18 protein-coding genes and 1 pseudogene are annotated in these 19,732 nt (G+C 69.6%); 5 read left to right on the plus strand and 14 right to left on the minus strand.

What is annotated here, in order from left to right; translation table 11 throughout:
• Positions 1 to 4 precede the first annotated feature (4 nt).
• From IPG61_13405 to hppD, 3 genes are all read right to left on the minus strand, one after another.
• On the minus strand, positions 5 to 838 hold the full coding sequence (locus tag IPG61_13405) for a hypothetical protein (protein ID MBK6735054.1): 834 nt from the start codon (positions 836 to 838) through the stop codon (positions 5 to 7).
• A 130-nt stretch (positions 839 to 968) separates the two neighbouring features.
• Positions 969 to 2,132 carry a homogentisate 1,2-dioxygenase gene (locus IPG61_13410; GenBank protein ID MBK6735055.1) on the minus strand — a complete coding sequence of 388 codons (1,164 nt, stop codon included), beginning with the start codon at positions 2,130 to 2,132 and terminating at the stop codon, positions 969 to 971.
• A 71-nt stretch (positions 2,133 to 2,203) separates the two neighbouring features.
• On the minus strand, positions 2,204 to 3,280 hold the full coding sequence (hppD, locus tag IPG61_13415; GenBank protein MBK6735056.1) for a 4-hydroxyphenylpyruvate dioxygenase: 1,077 nt from the start codon (positions 3,278 to 3,280) through the stop codon (positions 2,204 to 2,206).
• 237 nt (positions 3,281 to 3,517) lie between these two features.
• On the opposite strand from hppD, the gene IPG61_13420 reads away from it, so the two are divergent.
• On the plus strand, positions 3,518 to 6,199 hold the full coding sequence (locus IPG61_13420) for a response regulator (GenBank protein ID MBK6735057.1): 2,682 nt from the start codon (positions 3,518 to 3,520) through the stop codon (positions 6,197 to 6,199).
• A gap of 229 nt (positions 6,200 to 6,428) precedes the next feature.
• Complete coding sequence (locus IPG61_13425) at positions 6,429 to 7,643, plus strand: MFS transporter (protein MBK6735058.1); 1,215 nt, start codon at positions 6,429 to 6,431, stop codon at positions 7,641 to 7,643.
• Here IPG61_13425 and IPG61_13430 read toward each other — a convergent pair.
• Positions 7,640 to 8,896 (minus strand): arginine deiminase, encoded by a 1,257-nt coding sequence (locus tag IPG61_13430; GenBank protein ID MBK6735059.1) that lies wholly within the window; start codon positions 8,894 to 8,896, stop codon positions 7,640 to 7,642. The genes IPG61_13425 and IPG61_13430 overlap by 4 nt on opposite strands.
• 174 nt (positions 8,897 to 9,070) lie before the next feature.
• On the opposite strand from IPG61_13430, the gene IPG61_13435 reads away from it, so the two are divergent.
• Positions 9,071 to 9,415, plus strand: coding sequence for a PilZ domain-containing protein (locus IPG61_13435; protein MBK6735060.1), 345 nt, complete (start codon positions 9,071 to 9,073; stop codon positions 9,413 to 9,415).
• A 168-nt stretch (positions 9,416 to 9,583) separates the two neighbouring features.
• A complete protein-coding gene (locus IPG61_13440) occupies positions 9,584 to 10,444 on the plus strand; it encodes a response regulator (protein MBK6735061.1) in 861 nt (286 codons plus the stop codon).
• 86 nt (positions 10,445 to 10,530) lie between these two features.
• Here IPG61_13440 and IPG61_13445 read toward each other — a convergent pair whose 3' ends face one another.
• The 8 genes and pseudogenes from IPG61_13445 to IPG61_13480 all read right to left on the minus strand — a co-directional run bounded on the left by IPG61_13445 (position 10,531) and on the right by IPG61_13480 (position 16,821).
• The gene (locus IPG61_13445) at positions 10,531 to 12,267 is read right to left on the minus strand and encodes a S41 family peptidase (protein MBK6735062.1); all 1,737 of its coding nucleotides are present in this window, start codon (positions 12,265 to 12,267) and stop codon (positions 10,531 to 10,533) included.
• Between the two features lie 52 nt (positions 12,268 to 12,319).
• Positions 12,320 to 12,946 carry a dTMP kinase gene (locus IPG61_13450; protein ID MBK6735063.1) on the minus strand — a complete coding sequence of 209 codons (627 nt, stop codon included), beginning with the start codon at positions 12,944 to 12,946 and terminating at the stop codon, positions 12,320 to 12,322.
• A gap of 59 nt (positions 12,947 to 13,005) precedes the next feature.
• Complete coding sequence (locus IPG61_13455) at positions 13,006 to 13,209, minus strand: hypothetical protein (protein MBK6735064.1); 204 nt, start codon at positions 13,207 to 13,209, stop codon at positions 13,006 to 13,008.
• Between the two features lie 50 nt (positions 13,210 to 13,259).
• Positions 13,260 to 13,622 (minus strand): CDP-alcohol phosphatidyltransferase family protein, encoded by a 363-nt coding sequence (locus IPG61_13460; GenBank protein ID MBK6735065.1) that lies wholly within the window; start codon positions 13,620 to 13,622, stop codon positions 13,260 to 13,262.
• Positions 13,623 to 13,627: 5 nt separating this feature from the next.
• Entirely contained in the window at positions 13,628 to 14,371 is a 744-nt protein-coding gene (gene rsmI / locus IPG61_13465) for a 16S rRNA (cytidine(1402)-2'-O)-methyltransferase (protein MBK6735066.1), read from the minus strand.
• The gene (locus tag IPG61_13470; protein MBK6735067.1) at positions 14,368 to 15,216 is read right to left on the minus strand and encodes an NAD+ synthase; all 849 of its coding nucleotides are present in this window, start codon (positions 15,214 to 15,216) and stop codon (positions 14,368 to 14,370) included. The genes rsmI and IPG61_13470 overlap by 4 nt, the downstream gene beginning before the upstream one ends.
• Before the next feature lie 149 nt (positions 15,217 to 15,365).
• Positions 15,366 to 16,405 (minus strand): annotated as a pseudogene (locus tag IPG61_13475) (aminotransferase class I/II-fold pyridoxal phosphate-dependent enzyme).
• A gap of 137 nt (positions 16,406 to 16,542) precedes the next feature.
• On the minus strand, positions 16,543 to 16,821 hold the full coding sequence (locus IPG61_13480; GenBank protein MBK6735068.1) for an integration host factor subunit beta: 279 nt from the start codon (positions 16,819 to 16,821) through the stop codon (positions 16,543 to 16,545).
• A 485-nt stretch (positions 16,822 to 17,306) separates the two neighbouring features.
• Here IPG61_13480 and IPG61_13485 point away from each other — a divergent pair, with 485 nt between their 5' ends.
• Positions 17,307 to 17,717 (plus strand): hypothetical protein, encoded by a 411-nt coding sequence (locus tag IPG61_13485; protein MBK6735069.1) that lies wholly within the window; start codon positions 17,307 to 17,309, stop codon positions 17,715 to 17,717.
• 100 nt (positions 17,718 to 17,817) lie between these two features.
• Here IPG61_13485 and IPG61_13490 read toward each other — a convergent pair whose 3' ends face one another.
• A complete protein-coding gene (locus tag IPG61_13490; protein MBK6735070.1) occupies positions 17,818 to 18,498 on the minus strand; it encodes a site-2 protease family protein in 681 nt (226 codons plus the stop codon).
• A complete protein-coding gene (locus tag IPG61_13495; GenBank protein MBK6735071.1) occupies positions 18,417 to 19,637 on the minus strand; it encodes a glycosyltransferase family 9 protein in 1,221 nt (406 codons plus the stop codon). Before IPG61_13495 ends, IPG61_13490 begins: the two co-directional genes overlap by 82 nt.
• Positions 19,638 to 19,732 lie beyond the last annotated feature (95 nt).

A 19,732-nucleotide genomic window follows, 5' to 3' on the forward strand; every position in this document is an offset into this window, starting at 1 on the left:
CCTTTCAAGAGTTCTGTGGCAGCATGCCGAGTGAGATCAGGTCCTGTCGCGGTTCCTCGAAGGAACAGCTGCCGAAGCCGGAGACGCGCGAACTGCGCGCCTTCGCCACCGCGGCGTCGTCGAGGCGATGGCCGCCCCACGCGAAGCCGTCCCCGTCGAGGCGGAAAGCTGCCACGTCGGTCTCCGACAGGCAAGCCGCGAGCACCCCGGCATCGACATCGCCGGCATTCGCCAGCAGGGCGGCACCAACGACGTTGAGGAAACCGTGCATCATCACCGGCGGCGACTCGGAGCGGTGGCGCACCGGGTGGTGCAGGCCGGCCGTGAACTTGAGCGGCAGTCCCCTCTGCGCGCAGCCGGCGAGCACCGCGGCCACCCGCTCCGGCGTCGGGAATGCCTCGGGAGCCAGGCCCCCGCAGCGCAGCTTCACGCCCAGCGCCGGGAAGGCGCCACCCTTGCCCGCCCACTCCGCGGCGGCGGCGGCGATGTCGTCGAGCGCGGCCTCGATGGCCGCGCCCGGCCCGGGTTCCAGGTAGAGGTCGCGTCCGCCGAGCCCCTCGTCGGCCATGGCCCCGGCCAGCGCCGTGGCGGCGGCGGCACCCGCCGGCAGCGGCGCTTCGAGCCCGTCGACCGACAGTCCGCGCGGGCCCGACTGCTCGCAGGCTGCCACCGCATCCGCCTGCGCGGGCAGGACCGCCATCACGGCCGCCAGGTCGCCACTGCCGCCGGCCAGCACCGCGAGGCTCCACGGGCGGCGTCCGGCCAGGAACGGGTCGGCCGCGAGTGCGGTCGCCAGCGCCTCGAGGCGCGCGGCCGGCACGATGAAACGGCCGAGCATCCAGGCGTCTGGGCCCTCGCGGTGGCGGGCGTACTCGGCAAGCGCGGGCTCCAGGGCAGCGCCGCCGGCGGGAACAGTCCCGCGTAGTCGATGAGCCCGGCCAGGAAGGCCCGGGCGCCGGCTGTCACGTTCATGCTTCCTCCACCCACGAGTCGCCGTAGCCGCCGTCCTCGCAGGCCAGGGCGGCCCGCGCGACCCGCAGCGGGGCGAAGGTGTCGATCATCACGGCCAGTTCATTGGTGCGCTCGACCCCGATCGAATCCTCCGTGCGGCCCGGCTGCGGGCCGTGCGGCAGACCGTCGGGATGCAGTGTCAGGGAGCCGAACTCGATGCCGCGCCGGCTCATGAACTCGTCGTTGCAGTAGTACAGCACCTCGTCCGTCATCACGTTCGAATGGTTGTAGGGCGCCGGCACGGCCTCGGGGTGGAAGTCGTACAGGCGCGGCACGAACGAGCAGATGACGAAGCCGTCGCCCTCGAACGTCTGGTGCACCGGCGGCGGCTGGTGCAGCCGGCCGACGATCGGCTCGAAGTCGTGGATGCTGAATGCCCACGGATAGTAGTAGCCGTCCCAGCCGACCGTGTCGAGCGGATGGTGGTCCATCAACACGGCATGGCAGGCCTCGCCCACGCGCGTGATGACCGTATAGTCTCCGACCTCGTCGTGTTCCGGCAGTTCGGAGGGCAGGCGCAGGTCGCGTTCGCAAAACGGGCTGTGCTCGAGAAGCTGGCCATGCGCGTTGCGGTAGCGGTGCGGCGTCCGGATGTGGCCGCGGCTCTCGATGACCAGATGGATCTGCTCGCCCGCGCCTGGCACCAGCCGGTAGATGATGGCGCGCGGGATCACCAGGTAGTCGCCTTCCCGGTAGGCCAGGTTCCCGAACTGCGACTCGAGCACGCCGCCGCCGCGAGAAATGTAGAGCACCTCGTCGGCGCGCGCGTTGCGGTAGAAGAAGGCGTCGGCCCCGGTGGGACGTACGAGCGAAAGCGCCACGTCGTCATTGAACAGGAGCAGCTGGCGATCACGGACGGCACTGCCGCCGTGCGTGGCCAGGCGATGCGATCGCAGGTGTCGCATCCGCAGGCTGCTGTCGGGCTCGGCTTCCCGGGGCGTCGTCCACGCCGGCGTCACCGACTTGACGGTCGTCGGCCGCCGGCGCGTGTACAGCAGCGACTGGAGGCCCGTGAAGCCGAGGTTCCCCATCAGGTGCTCGTAGTACAGCGAGCCGTCGGCCTGGCGAAATGCCACGTGTCGCTTGGCCGGGAGGCGGCCCAGCTTGTGGTAGATGGGCATGGATGGTCCTTCCGGGCCGGCCGGCATCCGGAGGGCCGGGCGCCGCTGCCCGCCCCTCCGCCGCCGCGGGACTAGAGGTTGCCGCGCAGCGCCTGTTCCTGCTCGATCGTCTCGAACAGGGCCTTGAAATTGCCCTTGCCGAAGCTTTCGCTGCCGCAGCGCTGGATGATCTCGATGAAGAACGTGGGCCGGTCCTGCAGCGGGCGCGTGAACAGCTGCAGCAGGTAGCCGGTGTCGTCGCGATCGACGAGGATGCGCAGGTCGCGGATCCGGTCGCGATCCTCGGCGACCGGTCCGATGCGGTCCCAGAGGCGATCGTAGTATCCGGACGGAACGGGCAGGAAATCGACCCCGTTGGCGCGCAGGGCGGCGATCGAGGCGAGGATATCGTCGGTCTTGAGCGCCAGGTGCTGCACGCCCGGGGCCAGGTTGGCGTCGATATACTCCTGGATCTGGCTCTTCTTGCGGCCGTCAGCCGGCTCGTTGATCGGGAACTTGATGGACCGGTCGGGCGACGCCACGACGGTGCTGCGCAGGGCCGAGAACTCGGTCGAGATGTCCTTGTCGTCGTAGGACACGAAGCGTCCCAGTCCGAGCGTCTTGTCGTACCACTCCACCCAGCGATCCATCTGGCGGTCGGCTACGTTGCCGACGATGTGGTCGATGCAGGTCAGCCCCGTGGGCTTGCCCTTGATCTCGCGCTTCTCGAATCCGGGCAGGAAACCGCGATAACCAGCGCGCTGGATGAAGGTGTGCGCAACCTCGCCGTAGGTGCGGATCGCCGCGGTGGTGACGCTGCCGGCGGCGTCCGTCTGCACGGCCGGTGCGCGCAGGGAGACGGCGCCGGCGGCCACGGACTGCGCGTACGCCCCGGTTGCGTCATCGACCTCGAAGGCGATGTCGCAGACACCGTCGCCGTGCATCATCAACCATACCGACAGCGGATCGTCGTGGCGCAGCGGCGTGGTCAGGACCAGGAAGATGTCGCCTTGGCGCATGGCATAGGAAGCCCGGTCGCGACAGCCGGTCTCCGGGCCGCGGTAGGCGATCTGGTCGAAACCGAACGCCGTGCGGTAGAAGAAAGCAGCCTGCTTGGCATTGCCGACGGCAAATTCGACGTGATGGATGCGTTTGAGCACCGGGGTCATGCGGGATTCTCCTTGGAGACGGGTCGGCGAGCCGGCTTGGTCACCGGTCGGCCCGGTCGATAGCCATCCCGGACACTTCTAGTGGCAATCACCAGCCCTGTCAACCCCCTCGGCGGCCGGGCCGGCGACCGCAGTCGGGACTCAACCGCAGGCTGCGGCGACCGATATCCCGGCAGTGAGATCAGCATTGCTCCGAACGACGTGGCACCCCGCAACCCCCAACAAGGTCAGGTGACCTTGGCCCGGACGTCTTCGCCCCCGTCCGCCATCGAACGCCGTGTCAGGCTGCTGACAGGCGCCGGCATCATTGCCGGCTCCATCCTGGGCATCTGTCTCCTGCTCCAGGAACGGGCCCGCGGCCGCGAGCATCTCGACGTGGCCTCGCAATGGCTCTCGGACCAGGCCGCCTGCGATGCCTTTGCCGCGAACCTCGACGCCCGGCGCGCCCACGCGTTGGCGGCCGCCGCAACCGGATCCCGGCATTCAGCCGACGACTGCGGCGACTTGACCGCCAGCGCCGCTTCCCTCGTGGCGATTCTCGCCGGGCCCGCCCGGGCTGCCGGCCTCGAGTCGCTGCAGCGGGAGCTCGCGGCTGCCGATGCCGCCTGGGAAATGGCGAGGGCCTGCCCGGTGAAGCCCGGAGCCGCCGCGACGGTGACCACCGCGAACACAGGAAGCCCGGGCACCGGAAGTGATGTCGCGCGCCTGTTGGCCGACCTCCGCCGCGGGCTGGGACAGCGGCATCTGTCACGCGTGGCCGCCCTTGAGGACCGCTCTCAGCGACTGCTGGCGACAATGGGGCTGGCGGCCTTGGCCCTGGCTGCGCTGTTCGTGGCGGTGGCGAACCGCGTGTTGCGCTCCCTGCGCACGATCGAAGCCAGCGAGGAGCGGGCGCGGCGACGATTGGCGCAGGACGAGGAAAGGTTCGAGCAACTGGCGCGCCTGTCCGGCGACTGGCTGTGGGAGATCGACCCGCGCGGCCGCTACACCTTCATATCCGGCGCCGTGGAGCCCTACAGCGGGCTGGCGCCGGCCGCCTGCCTGGGGCGTCCGCTTGCCGGCTTCCTGCCGGCAGATGCCCGTGGTCGCTGGGAAGCGGCACTGCAGGGTCTTTCGTGCGAACCGACGGCCGTGCTCGAGTTCGAAGCCTGGTGCCGGCGTGTCGACGGCAAGGACGCCTGCGTGCGGCTCACCGCCCGCGCCCTGCCCGGACCCGGTCCGGGGGACGCACCTGTCGGCTACCGGGGCATCTGCCAGGACGTGACCGAACGGGCGCGTGATCGCGAACTGCTGCAGGCAGCCAAGGAGGAAGCGGAGGCGGCGAACCTCGACCTCGAGCGCGCCGCTGCCCGCGCCAACGAGATGGCGCTGGCCGCCGAGGCTGCAAGCGCCGCCAAGAGCTCCTTCCTGGCCACGATGAGCCACGAAATCCGCACGCCGATGAACGGCGTGCTCGGCATGAATGCGTTGCTGCTCGAGACGGAGCTGGCGCCGCAGCAGCGCGAGTATGCGCAGGTGATCCAGACCTCGGCCGAGAACCTGCTCCTGCTGCTGAACGACATCCTGGATGTCTCGAAGATCGAGGCCGGCCGGCTCACCCTCGAGTCGATCGACTTCGACCCGCGGGAACTGCTGGACTCGGTTCTCGACATACTGGCGGTCAAGGCCCGGGAAAAGGGGCTCGCCATCGCCGCAATGGCCGATCCCAACGTACCGGGCCTGCTGCGCGGCGACCCGACGCGCCTGCGCCAGGTGCTGCTCAACCTGGTCGGCAACGCCCTTAAATTCACCGCGCAGGGCGAGGTCGTGATCACCCTGGAACCGGATCCTGCAGCCGGGTCCGACATGTTCCGCGTCGAGGTGGCCGACACCGGCATCGGGATCCGGCGCGAGAAGCTGACGTCGCTGTTCGAGGCCTTCACCCAGGTGGACACTTCAACCACGCGCCTGTACGGCGGCACCGGACTGGGGCTGACCATCTCGCGTCGCCTGGCCGAGATGATGGGCGGATGCATCGGCGTGCGCAGCGAGCCCGGCAACGGCTCCGTGTTCTGGTTCACTTTCGCCGGGGCGCGCGCCGCCGGCACCGCTACGGAAGCTCCCCGCCAGGCGACGGCGGCGCGGGTACGTGCCGCCTGGCACGGGGCAACGGCCGTGGTCGCGTTGTCGCATCCGGCCTCGTCGCAGGCCCTGGCCTGCGGACTCGGCACACTGGGCATCCCGTGCCGGGTGGCGACCACCGCCACGTTCGATGCCGGGGCGGCGGCAGGCGACCGGGCCGTCTACGTCACCGACGATCCCGACCTGGCCCGACGCCTGGCCGGCGGCGGCCGCACCAGCGAGCACCTCGTCCTCGCCTGTGCCGCGCCGGGAGCGGAAGCGGTGCCCGGAACCGGTGCCGACAGCCTGACGCTGCCGGTACGCTTCAGCCAGTTGCTGGACCGTCTCGATCCCGCGGGGATGCCACTTGCGCGCGCCGCACGCGACGCCGGGAACACTGCCGCCGACGCCGAACTGGCCGGATTGTCGATCCTGCTCGTCGACGACAACCTGATCAACCGCAAGGTCGCGCTCGGGCACCTGCAGCGGCTCGGGTGCACGGCGGCGAGCGCCGGCGACGGCAAGGAGGCGCTGGCCGCCTTCCGCAGGGATCGCCACGACGTGATCCTCATGGACTGCATGATGCCGGTCATGGACGGCTACGAGGCAACCCGCCGGCTGCGCCGGCTCGAGGGCGGCGATCGCGTGCACATCATCGCGATGACGGCCAACGCGCTCGAGGGCGATCGCGAGCGCTGCCTCGAGGCGGGCATGGACGACTATGTGCCCAAGCCGATCCGCAAGGAAGCGCTGCTGGCGGCGCTGCAGGGCGCAGCGCGCCGCCTCGAGGCCGCCGAGCCGGTCACGACACCGGCCTGACGCCCCGGCGCCCGGGAGTGGATTCGCCCCGGCCCGGCTCGAATGCCACTGGCCGCGGCCGTCCTGCCCTGCTAGGCTGCCCCGACGCTCCCCCGGCGCAACGCACGGATCGGTACCATGGAACGGCTACGCCGCCGCCTCTTCCACACGTTCGACCTGCGCCCCGGCGAACCGGTGCTCGCCCCTCGAGTCGGCGCTCCTGTTCTATCTCCTCCTGAGCGCCTACTACGTGCTGCGCCCGCTGCGCGAAGAGATGGGCCTGGCCGCGGGCGTCGAGAACCTGCCCCGCATGTACCTGGGCACGCTTGCCGGCACCATCATCCTGGCCCCGTGCTTCGGCTGGCTGGTCCGGCGCTACCGACGCGAGAAGTTCCTGCCGATCGTCTACCGCTTCTTCGCGCTGAACCTGCTCGGATTCCAGCTGGCGCTGCGACTCTGCGATCCCGACCAGGTCGTGGCGCTGGGCCGCGTGTTCTACATCTGGCTCAGCGTCTTCAACATGCTGGCCGTGTCGCTGTTCTGGTCGTTCATGGCCGACGGCTTCGGCTACCAGCGCAGCCGGCGACTGTTCGGCCTGATCGCGATCGGCGGCACAGCAGGGGCCATCCTCGGCAGCGGCCTGACGGCGGCACTGGTCGGCCGCATCGGCCGCGCCTGGCTGATGGTCATCTCAGCGGTGCTCCTCGAACTGGGCGTGCGCCTGATCGCGCGCCTGGCGCGCCGCTTCGACGCGGCCGGCTACCGCGCCGCCGAACCGCCGGCACCGCCGCTGACCAGCGGGGACGGCCGGGGCATCCTGGCCGGCGTCACCCTGACCTTCCGCTCACCGTACCTGCTGGCCGTGGCCGGCTACCTGTTCCTCTACAGCCTGACCTCGACCTTCCTCTACTTCGAGCAGGCGCACATCGTCGATGCGCAGGCGCTGACGCGCGAAGGAAAGGCCGCCTTGTTCGCGCAGATCGACCTGTGGACGAACATCCTGACGATCGTCTGCGAGATCCTGCTGACGGGACGCCTGCTGCGCTGGCTGGGTACCGGCAGGGTGCTCGCCCTGCTGCCCGTGGGAACCGCGGCCGGCTTTGCGGCACTCGCGGCGGCGCCCGGCCTGGCGGTGCTGGTGGTGGTGCAGGTGCTGCGGCGCGCGGCGAACTACGCGCTGGCGCGCCCGGCGCGCGAGACGCTGTTCACGACCGTGGACAACGACGTGCGCTACAAGGCCAAGAGCTTCATCGACACGTTCATCTACCGGGGCGGCGACGCGCTGGGCGCCGGCACGGTCGAGGCCCTGGGCGTGGCCGGCCTGGGGCTGGCGCCGCTGGCGGCCATCGGTGTGCCCACGGCGGGGCTCTGGACCTGGATGGCGCTGTATCTGGGACGGCGGCAGCGACGAGCCGTAGCTGCGATCGAGGGCCCGGCCCCGGAACCCGCCGACAGTCCGGCCTAGAGCGGCGTACGCCGCACCGGCAGCGTCATGCAGCGGCAACCGCCGCCGCCCCGCGCCAGTTCGGAGCCGCCGATGGTGACCACGCACTTGCCGATCCGGTCGAGGTCGATCTCGCCCGACACCACCGACGCGCCGGGCACCACCGTGAAACCGGCTCCCGCCAGCTCCTCGATCGTCGCCTCGTTGCGCCCGTAGCCCATGACCTGGCCGGGGCCCAGCGCGAAGAAGTTGGCGCCGCTGTGCCACTGCTCGCGCTCCTGCACCCACTCGTCGCCGCGCCCGCCACAGGAAAGGACCTCGAGCTCGAGGCCCAGCCCGGCCAGGGCCGCCGGCAGGTTGTCCTGCTCGGTGATGGAGACCACGCGCCCACCCTCGATGTGGATGTGCACCGTGTCGTAGTGGTGTCGCTGCATGATCACCGGCTCGAAGGCCAGGCAGCAGTTCCGGTCGAGCATCGTGAAGACCATGTCGAGGTGGATGAACGACTCCGGAGACAGCGGCAATTCCTGCACGACGATGTGCTGGGTCGCTCCCTCGCGCCGGAAGTGCTCGATCAACAGGTCGATCGCCTGCCGTGTCGTGCGCGCCCCCATCCCCACTACGAGCACGCCGGGCGCCGCCACGAGGACATCGCCGCCCTCGATGGCGATACCGGCCAGGTCCACGCCGTACCGGCGCAGGTTGACCGCGCGGGCATCGAACCCGGGGTGATAGCGGAAGATGGCCTCCATCAGGCGCGCTTCGCGACCGCGCACCGGGCTGGCCATGTTGCCCACGAGCGCGTCGCGGCCGATCACCATGCCGCTGTCGCGCGTGAAGAAGAAATTGTGCAGGGGCGGCAACGAGTAGCGCTCACGACTGAGGAACCGGGAGAGGTTGTCCTTGCGCAAAGGCAGCCCCTCGACGAGGACGCGCGCCAGTTCGGCGGGCGGCGAGGCCAGCAACTCGTCGCCGATCGAGGCCGCACCCTCAGCCGAGCAGAGCCGGCGGACCAGCGGCTCGCGCACCACCTCGTCCGCCAGGATGTCCGCCAGCAGGTCGCCCACTTCCAGGACCCGGGCGCGGCGCTGCAGCACCCCCAGCAGCTCGTCGTACTCCTGGCTGGCCACCGCGAGGTTCAGGATATCGCTGTAAAGGGCCTTTTCGACCGCATCCGGGGTCATATTGGCCATTTCGCGGCCTGGCCGGTGCACGATCACCGCTTCCAGCCTGCCCACCTCGGAATCGACGGCAAAGGAAAGCTTCTCGCCCATCGGGCACCCCCGCCGCGCCTGCCGGGACCCCTGTGGCCCCGCGGGCGGCGGCGGCATCATAGCCGCCCGGGGTGGATGCGGCAACCGCCTCTGGAATCACGGGATCGGGCTCAAGTCGGGCGGGCGGCAGCCGAAAACGGCCGGGACGGGTCAACCGAAAGGACAGGAACCGGTATGGCAGACAACAGGCATCGTCCGCGAAAGAACACGCCGCACAACGTCAAGGTTGTCGACGAGGAGTCGGGACGCGTCATGGGTCGTGTCGTCGACATCACGGCGGACGGCATGATGCTCGTCACGAACGGTGAGATTACGCCGGGCCGGCAGTTCCAGGTCCGGATCACATTGCCGGTGATGGTCCAGCACCGGTCGGACGTCACGGTGGAAGCACGCGCCGTCTGGTGCAACCAGGACACGAACCCGTCCTTCTACAAGGTCGGCTTCAAGTTCCTGAACCTCGTCGGCGAAGAGGGCTACCTGCTCGAGGACGTCATGCATCGCCTGAACCTGGTGGGCTGAACCCGCCGTTGAACCTGTGCCTGGAAGGAACCGTCATGGCAAAAGCCAGCATCCTGCTCGAATCCGGTACGAACGAGGTCGAGGTCCTGGAATTCGTCCTGGGCGGCCAATCGTTCGGCGTCAATGTCCTGAAGATCCAGGCCATCGAGCAGTACGACCCGGAAGAGGGTGACGCGCATCCACCTGGCCCATCCCTCGGTGATCGGCACGCTTCGGTTCCGCGACAACTGCCTGACGATGATCGACCTGACCAAGGAAATGGGCGCAGGCGAACCGACGGTCATGTCCGATGTCGAGGACGGCAAGCCCGCCAGCGGCGAGGGCACCGCCACGCGGCTGGTCCTGGTGATGGAGTTCAACCAGCTCAAGACTGCCTTCCTGGTCGACGGCGTGCATCGCATCCACCGCGTGTCCTGGGAATCGATCAACCCGATGAGCCCGTACCTCAGCTCTTCGGAGAGCAAGTTCACCGGCTCCCTGCAGATCGAGGGCCGCGAGATCCTGCTCGTGGACATGGAGAAGATCGTCACCGAGATCCTGCCGCGCGGGCAGTTCCAGCATTCGGTCACGCAGACCACCGATGGCGAACTGGCGCAGGCGCGCGGGGCGCGGACGATCCTGCTGGCCGAGGATTCGGCCGTACTGCGCAAGCACGTGGCCGACGAACTGCGCAAGGGCGGCTACACGTCGCTGCTCACCTTCGCCAACGGCCGCGAATGCTACGACGAGATCGCGAAGATGACCGCCGCCGCCGACGCTGCCGGGCGCGAGGTGCGCGACGACATCGCGGCCCTGATCAGCGACATCGAGATGCCGGCCATGGACGGCCTGGCCCTCTGCCGCTGGGTCAAGCAGACGCGCCAGACGCAGGGCCTGCCGGTCATCATGTTCAGCTCCCTGATCAACGAGCAGATCGCCGGCAAGTGCGAGGCCGTGGGCGCCGACGCCTACATCAGCAAGCCCCAGTTCACGAAGCTGGTGGACCTGCTCGACCAGCACACCGGCATCCTGGAGACCGTCGGCGCCTGAGCGCCGGTCGCGCCGCCGGGCTCCCTGCATGTGAAGAGGCCCGTCCCCCCGGGGACGGGCCTCTCCGTTTTCAGCTCGTGCGAGCCTCAGTTGCGGACCGGTTCCTTGACCGCCGCGGCCGCCTTGGCCAGTTCGGCCTTGTTCCATTCGGCAGCCAGCGCCAGCAGTTCAGGCAGCGTGCGCCCCTTGCGGAAGAGGTCCAGCGCGTGGTGCAGTTGCGTGTCGGCCTCGATGGCCACGCGGTAGGCCGCTTCCTGGCCGTGCTGGCGCCGGGCGATCTCGCGCCGGATGCCGCGCTTGAGGAACTCGGCGTTCGCATTGACCAGCGAATCGGACATGGTCAGCTTGAACACGCCGAGATACTCGCCGATCTTCTCACGGCCCTTGAGGTGGCCCGCGAACTGACGGAATACCTCGTCGGTCACCTTGAAGTCCGCCGGGATCTGCGGGTGCGAGGCCGCGTAGTCCACCGCGAAGCTGAACAGCGCACCGTCACGCTCGACCGCCGCCTCCAAGTCGCTCAGGAAGTCCTGGTCGATCTCGATGTCGGGCCGGATACCGCCGCCCCCGTACACCACGCGACCCGCGTCGGTGTAGAACTTCTCGAGCTGCCCGCGGTCCATTTCCTTGTCGGCCGGCTCCTTCTCCAGGGTCATCGGCGGGGCAGCCTCGGCCTCGTCGCCTTCGCCTTCCATGCCCTCGACTTCGGGATGACGGCTGCGGTCCTTGTGGATCGAGCGGCCGCTGGGCGTGTAGTAGCGAGCCGTCGTGAGCTTCAGGGCCTCGTCCTCGTCCAGGCGGAAGACCGTCTGCACCGAACCCTTGCCGAACGAGGGCTGTCCCGTGACCAGGCCGGCATCATGGTCCTGGATGGCGGCAGCGACGATCTCGCTGGCCGAGGCCGACGAGCCGTTGATCAGCACGATCATCGGCACCTTGTCATAGACCTGGCCGCGCGCCTGCGAGTAGAACGAGTGGTTCTGCGAGCGCAGGCGGCCCTTCGTGAAGACGATCAGCTTGTCCTTGGGCAGGAACAGTTCACTGACCTGCTGCGCGGCGTCGAGCAGGCCGCCCGGGTTGAAGCGCAGGTCGAGAATCAGTCCGCGCATACCCTGCGCGGTGAGCTTGTCGAGCGCCGTGCGCACCTCGTCGGAGGTCGTGCGAGCGAAGTTCTGCACGCCGATGTAGCCGATGTCGTCGATCATGAAGGCGTACGGCACGCTTTCGAGCTTGATGATGTCGCGCGTGATCGTCAGCGGCAACGGCTTCTCCGTGCCGGGGCGCTGGATGGTCAGGTTGACCGCCGTGCCCGGCGCACCGCGCAGGCGCTTCACCGCGTCGCTGCTCGAGAAGTCGCGCGTGCTCTCGCCCTCGATGGCGATGATCTGGTCCCCGCCCTGCACACCCATGTAGTAGGCGGGCGTGCCCTCGATCGGAGAGACCACGGTCGGGTAATGGTCCCGCACCTGGATGCTGATGCCGAGCCCGCCGAACTCGCCCTCGGTGGACGTCATCAGGTCCTCGTAGTTGACCGGCGGCAGGTAGTTCGAATGCTCGTCCAGGTCCGACAGCATGCCCTCGACGGCCGCCTTCATCACCTCGTGCGGGTCCACTTCGTCGACGTAATTGTTGATGACCCGTTCGTAGACGTCGCCCAGGATCTTGAGATTGTCGTAGAACTCCTGCCGCCGCTGGGCAGGATCGTCCTGGGCACGGGCGACCGGCACGACCAGCAGCAGAACCGCCAGGGCCAAGCCTGACGCAGCCGCGCTGCCCCACAACCTGTTGCTGTACAACCTCTTGCCGTCGCGGTCAGCGCTCATTTCGGATCCACTTCCTTGCCGGGGTCTGGCTCGAACGGTCCATCGGATTCGCTTATAGGCCACAGAGCAAGCTGTGTTCCAGCCCGCGCAACTGTTCCAGCGCCGCGGCCAGCAACTGGTCGGGACCGGCCGTCGCGTCGAGCACACGGAAACGCCAGGCAGCTTCAGCCGCCAGTGCACGGTAGCCGTCGTAGACGCGCTGGTGGAACTCGAGGCGCTCGGCATCCAGGCGGTCGGGCGCACGACCGCCGATGCGGGCCAGGCCCAGTTCGGGCGGCAGCAGGCAGAGCAGGGTGAGGTCGGGCCGCAGGCCGTCGAGGGCCACGGCGTTCAGCTGGTCGACCAGGTCGCGCCCCAGCCCGCGCCCGAAGCCCTGGTAGGCCACCGAGGCGTCCGCAAACCGGTCGCATAGCACCAGCCGGCCGTCAGCGAGCGCCGGCCGGATCACCTCGCGCGCCAGTTGGGCGCGACTGGCGACCATCAGCAGCAGCTCCGTCTCGGCCGCCATGCCTTCGCTGGCAGGATCCAGAAGGACGCCCCGGATGCGCTCGCCGATGGCCGTGCCGCCGGGCTCGCGCGTCAACAGCGGTTCGACGCCGCGGGCACGCAGGTGGGCCGCCAGGGAAGAGATCAGGGTCGACTTGCCGCTGCCTTCGGGCCCCTCGAAGGTCACGAGCAGTCCCGGACCACCCAGGCCGCCGCCGCCGGTCAGCGCCGCGCCGTCGTTGCCCGGGCGTGTCAAGGGCGCCTCCGTGCCGCGGGATCGGGCCCCGGCAGCTTCGCCGCCACGTGGACCAGGCGCTGCACGGTCGTGGCCAGCGTGGCCACCGCCAGGAAGCCGAGGATGGGCACCAGCGCCCAGCGCCCGATGAACAGGCCGAGCGTCAGCAGCACCACGCGCTCGGTGCGCTGCACCCAGCCGACCAGGCACGTCTCGCCCACGCCCTCGGCGCGCGCACGGACGTAGCTGGTGGTGAGGCTGCCGACGACCGTCAGGGTGATGAGCAGCAGTGCCAGCCGGTCGGCGCCCCCTCTTCCCCCGCCGAGAAGTACCAGGTCAGGCCGGCGAAAAGGAACGCCTCGCCCAGTCGGTCGAAGCAGGAATCGAGGAAGGCACCGCGTCGCGAGACGGTACCCTGCCGCCGCGCCAGGTCGCCATCGAGCATGTCGAAGGCCGAACCCAGCAGGAAAACCAGGGCGCCGCCCAGCAGGTGGCCCTGGCCGATCACCACGCCGGAGACGGCCGTGATCGCCAGCCCCGTGATGGAAACGGCCGTGGGGCTGAAGCCAGCGCGGTCGAGCGTGGCGACGACGGGACTGACCATGCCCCGCGCCGTCGCCTTGAATTCCGCCATGCCCATCAGACCTCTTTCTGCCGGCGTTCACCGGTGCCGCGGATCACCAGGACCAGTTCGCCGCGCAGCCGGGGGCCTGTCAAGAGCCGAAGCAGATCGTCCGCGGTGCCCCGCAGCGTCTCCTCGTGGAGTTTCGTGATCTCGCGCGCAACCGCCACTTCACGCATCGGGTCGAGTTCAAGCAGGGTCCCGATCGTCGAGCGGATGCGGTGGCAGGACTCCAGCAGCACCGAAGTGCCGCTGTCGGCCAGCGCCTCGGCGAGCATGCGGCGCCGGGCACCCGGCTTGCGCGGTACGAAGCCATGGAACAGGAAGCGGTCGGTCGGGAAGCCCGACAACACGAGCGCCGTCAGCACGCTCGACGGCCCCGGCACCACGATATAGGGCAGGTTCTCGCGCCGCAGCGCCGCCACCAGCGCATAACCGGGATCGGAAATGCAGGGCATGCCGGCATCGCTGACCACGGCGACGCGACCGCCGTCGCGCAGGCGGGCCGTGATGGCCGGCACGGCACGGGCCGCGTTGTGGTCGTGGAAACTGGCCATCGGCACCGACAGGGAGTAGCGGTCCAGCAGGCGGCGCGTGTGGCGCGTATCCTCGGCATAGACGATATCCGCCGCCGCCAGCACGGAGAGCGCGCGCAGCCCGATGTCGCCGAGATTCCCGATGGGGGTGGCCACGAACTGGCAGACGCCGGCCGGCAGCTCGGCCGGCGGGAGCGTCAGGGTGATCACCTTGGCTTCGCTCAAGTCGCTGCCTCGCCGCCGGTGGCTGCGGCCAGGTCCGGATCGGGGCGCCCCGGCATGGTCGCCACGGGGGGCAGGCGCCGCTTGAAAGCCATCGTGCGCACGCGTGCGCCGATGCGCGCGACCAGTTGCGGCGCGAACCCGAGCGCAGCCAGCTGCCGTTCGCCGAGGCCCTCGTCGATCATGTGATGCAGCAGGCGGTCGACTTCGGCATAGCTGACGCCCAGTTCGTCCTCGTCGGACTGGCCGGCCCAGAGATCGGCGCTGGGCGCCTTGTCGAGCACCGACTGCGGCAGACCGAAATCGGCGGCCAGCAGGCGTACCTCGGTCTTGTAGAGCTGGCCGATCGGGTTCAGGGCGCAGGCGTTGTCTCCGTACATCGTGGTGTAGCCGAGCAGCCCTTCGGTGCGGTTGCCGGTGCCCAGGACCAGCGCCTGGTCCTGCGCCGAGCGGTCATAGAGCACGATCATGCGGCAGCGGGCCATGACGTTTCCCCGGCGCACGCGCGCCTCGGCCGGCACACCGGCCAGGAAGGCGTCGGCCATCGGCGTGATGTCGACCTTTTCCACGGCCAGGCCCAGGCAGGCGGCCACGGCCTGGGCGTCCGTCAGCGAGGCGGCCGAACTGGTCGCGTACGGCATCATGATGCCGCGCACGCGCGCGGCGCCGATCGCCTCGGTTGCCAGCGCGGCGGCCACGGCCGAGTCGATGCCCCCGGACAGGCCGACGACGAGCCGCTCGCAGCCGGCGGCCGCCAGTTGTGCGCGCAGGAAATCGCAACAGCGCGCGCGGATCTCGGCGGGAGCGAGGGCCCACACCGGTGTGGACCCGGACGGAACGGCAGGCATGTCGCAACTCCTTCGGGATCGATGGCCCGGCCCCATGGCGATTGCCGCCCGTGCCGCCGGCGATGGCGAGCCGCCCGCTGCGGCCGCGCCGTCAAACATACACCTGCCGCGAAGGAAGGAAAACCACCTCGCGAACGGGCGGGGCGCGCTCAGGCCGCCGGGAAGCCGTGCAGCACCTCGAGCACGCGTGTGATGTCCTCGTCGCCCACCCCGAGGTTCGGCACCAGGCGCACGCGACCCGGCCCGAACGCCAGCGTCAGGATGCCGTGGGCAGCCAGGTGCGCCACCAGCGCAGCTTCGCCGGCCGGACCGGCGACGTCGATGATGACGATATTGGTGTCGACCGGATGGCCCACCGAGAGCCGCGGATGGGCCAGGCCCGCCGCCAGCGCCGCGGCGCGCGGGCGTGATCGTCGGCCAGTCGCGCCAGCTGGTTGTCCAGCGCGTAGAGGCAGGCGGCGGCGAGGAGTCCCGACTGCCGCATGCCGCCGCCCCACATCTTGCGGAAACGCCAGGCCTTCGCGATGACCTCGCGATCGCCCGTGAGCACCGAGCCGACGGGCGCTCCCAGCCCCTTGGAAAAGCAGACGCTGACCGTGTCGGCCGGCGCCGCCAGTTCGCCCAGCGACAGGCCGCCGGCCACGTGCGCGTGCCAGAGGCGCGCTCCGTCCAGGTGGACACGCAGGCCGCGCGCATGGGCGCCACGCCCGATCCCGGCGACCAGTTCCTGCGGCACGAGGCGACCGCCCGCGCGGTTGTGCGTGTTCTCCAGGCAAACGAGGCTGGGCGGGGCGCAGTGCACGTTGGCGGGGTTGAGGGCGGCTTCGACAAGCGGCCAGTCCGGCAGGCCGCCCGGCGCCGGCACGCAGGTCAGCTGCACGCCGCTGAGCGCGGCCGGGGCGCCGGGTTCATAGCGGTAGATGTGGCAGCCGTCCTCGACGACAACCTGGTCACCGGAGCTCGTCTGGGCGCGCAGGGCCAGCTGGTTTCCCATCGTGCCGCTGGGCACGAACAGGCCGGCCTCCTTGCCCAGCAACTCGGCGACCCGGGCCTGCAGGTGCTGCACGGTCGGGTCATCACCCAGGACGTCATCACCCAGCTCCGCAGCAGCCATGGCCCGGAGCATCCCCGGTGTCGGCTTGGTGACGGTGTCGCTCCGCAGGTCGACCGGACGGCTGGCGCGGACCATGGCTGCTCCTTATGCTGCCAGCAGGGGCAGCCCAATGACACGGAACCGGCTTCCCGAGCCGCCGGGGCCGGAAATCCGGTTCTCCGTATCGTCCGCGCCGGGCGGAACGCGCATCGGGAATCGCTGCGGGCGACCTCTCAGTCGCCGGCGACCTTGTCCTTCAACATCTTGGACACTTTGAAGACCGGCACCTTGCGGGACGGCACGGGCACCGAGTCGCCGGTGCGCGGGTTGCGCGCCATGCGCTCCTTGCGCTCCTTGACCTTGAAAGTGCCAAAGCCCCTGATTTCCAGGTGTTTGCCGTCGACCAGCAGGTCGCCGATCTTGTCCAGGAAGAGATCCACCGTCTCGGCGACTTCCTTCTTGGTCAAGCCGGTCCTCTGGGCGATGTCTTCTACGATATCGGCCTTGGTCATGGCACTCCTCCTGGTTAACAAGAGACCCGGCATTGACACAAACCCCGCAATGCCGGTCTGGCGTTTCCCGGCGCTCCGCTCGAGCTCGATCCGGATTCTTGAGCATAAGCCAATACTTGTCAAGGGCTTTAATGCCAGGAAGGCGCGGCCCGGGCCCGCTCCCGCCGTCCGCCGGGGCCCGGCGGGCGGGCAAGTTGCAAGACTCCCCATGCTTCCGCCACGCATTCCACCCGACCCTGCCGGGGTTCACCGGGCCGCAGACTTCCTCGGAATGCCTCCAAGTCCAGACTAATTGCTAAATAAATATGGCCTTACGTCGATATATCTCATGATTGTTCAAGAGGGCACCTGCCTTGCACTGGACCGGGCAACGGCGCGGCCGGCGGGGCAGGACCTGAACAACGTGCCACTGCAACCGATCCCCGCTGGCCGAGCCCGACAACACCATCATCGGGCGCATCCGGCGAACTGAAGGAGGGCCACTCATGGCTAACAAGAAGATGATCGTCACGACCCTGATTCTCGGGCTGGTGGCTGTGGCCACGGGCTGCAGCGACAGCAACAATCCCATCGTCGCGGCCCCTGACACCGCGCCGCCGGCCCTGCCGAGCAACCTCGACGTCGAGTTCAATGGTGGCCTGGCTGTGGTCAGCTGGGACCAGAATGCCGTCGACAACGACCTGGCCGGCTACATCGTGACCCGCGAATACCGCGGCGAGACCGAGACCCTGGTCGCGACGCCGACGTTGATGACGTCCTTCGAGGACACCACGCCGCCGGTCGGCTCGAGCGCCTACCACGTGTACGCCGTGGACACGTCGGGCAACGAGAGCGCCATTGCGACGGCCTACCTGCTGGTCGCTGTCAGCCACGACGACAACGTGCTGGCGGACTGATCCCGGCCGGAGCTGGTCCTCCTCAGGGATTCCGGGCCTCCCGCGACAGCGGGGGGCCCGCACCATTTCCCGAAGGCGTCACGCTGCAGAGGGTGGAAACTCAGGCACCGAGACGGGCCACGGCGATCGCCAGGTTGAAGAACGGGCTGGCCACGGCCATCATCCCGACCTGCAGGTAGTCACCCGCCGACGTGTAGTGCATCAGCAGCAGGAAGCCCACGACCACGAGCATGCCGTAGTTGCGCAGGCGCTCGTAACCGTCGCGCAGGTTGTCGGGCAGGAAGCGCGTCAGGATCCAGCTGCCGTCGAGCGGCGGCAGCGGGATCAGGTTGAAGACCGCGAGCACGACGTTGATGACGATGCCGGTCTGCCAGACGAGCAGCAGGAACTCGGCCGCCGGCGCCGCCGCATGGCCGACCGGCAGGCGGGAGGCGATCGCCGCGGTCGCGCCCAGGAGCACGGCCGCGATCAGGGCCAGCAGCAGGTTGCTGGCCGGGCCGGCCGCCGCCACCTTCGGATGGTCGTTCCACGGATGCCGCAACCGCCCCGGATGCACCGGCACGGGCTTGGCCCAGCCCATCATGATCGAGCCGGTCAGTGAAAGCAGCAGCGGCACGATGACGCTGCCCATCGGGTCGACGTGCGGCAGGGGATTGAGCGTCAGGCGGCCCTGATCCCGGGCGGTCGTATCGCCGAGCTTCAGGGCCATCCAGCCGTGGGCCACTTCGTGGACGACCACGGAGAAGACCAGCACCAGCACGCGGATCGCCACCATCTCCATCTCAACCGTCCCCTGTTCGCAGCGGAGCGGCCGGTCAGCCCGGACCAGGCGCGCCACACGGTGTCTTCGTCGATCGCTTCCATCCAGCCGTACTCGTCGCCACGCGGATCTTCCACACGATGACCCGCCCGCAGTGCCAGCACCTCCGGCGCAGGCGGCTTCCAGAGCCCCGGGTCGGTCGGGCCGAACAGGGCCAGGGTGGGCACGCGCATCGCCCCGGCCACATGCATGATGCCCGTGTCGTTGCAGAGGAACCGGTCGGCGCCCGCGAGCAGCGCCGCGGCCACGCCGACGCCGCAGGGTGGTGCCACCACAAGCGCGCCGTGGCGCACACCGGGCACGCGCAACGGTCCGAACGCCGCCAGCGCCTCGCTGTCGGCCGGGCCGTGCAGCACCAGGACCTGCCGGCCCTCGCCGGCGGCACGCCGGGCCACGGCAGCGAACCGAGATGCCGGCCAGACATTCTGCCGCTTGCCCGCACCCGGATGCAGGGCCCAGTAGCCCGCCTCCAGGCCGAGGGCGGCCGTGATCGCGGCGGCGTCCTGACGCTCGGCGGCCGACGGCACGACCACCGTCGACTCGTCGTCGGTCGTGACGCCCACGGCGCGCAGCGGCGCGAGCCCGTGGACGATCGCGTGGCGATCGACGACCGGCGAGCCGGGCATCACCAGCGAGAAGCAATGCTCGCCGAACTCCCACCCGAACGCGCGGCTGTCGGCCCCCACGACGTGGCGCGCCCCGCTCAAAAGGCCGATGAGCGCGCTCGTCAACGAGAACGAGACGCTGCTCAGCACGATGGCCAGGTCGGCGTCCCACCGGCGCAATTCGCACACGAACGACGGCAGCCGGCGCAGCGGCTTCTCGAACACCAGGACCCGCGACAGGTGCGGGTTGTGCCGCACCACGCCGGCATTGGCCGGCGAGGTAACGAGCGCCACGGCAGCGTCCGGCCAGGTTTCGGCGATGGCGCGCAGCGCCGGCGTGGCGCAGACCATGTCGCCCATCTGGTTGTGCTGGCGCACGACGAGGATGCGCGCGGGCCGCAACGCCGTCAGGGCGCCGGGCGCCAGACGCTCACGCCGCAGCGCCCGCGCGAGCGGGCGCATCAGGGACTGCTTGGCACGCCTGGTGACGGTCAATCGACGCTCCTGCCGTGCGGCATGTCGGCGGTGCGGCAGGGTGCCGCGGAGCCGCGGCACCGCCGAGTCAACGCCCCGGACCGGCCGTGGCACAT

The sequence above is a fragment of the bacterium genome (assembly GCA_016703265.1).
In the GTDB taxonomy this organism is placed as follows: domain Bacteria; phylum Krumholzibacteriota; class Krumholzibacteriia; order LZORAL124-64-63; family LZORAL124-64-63; genus CAINDZ01.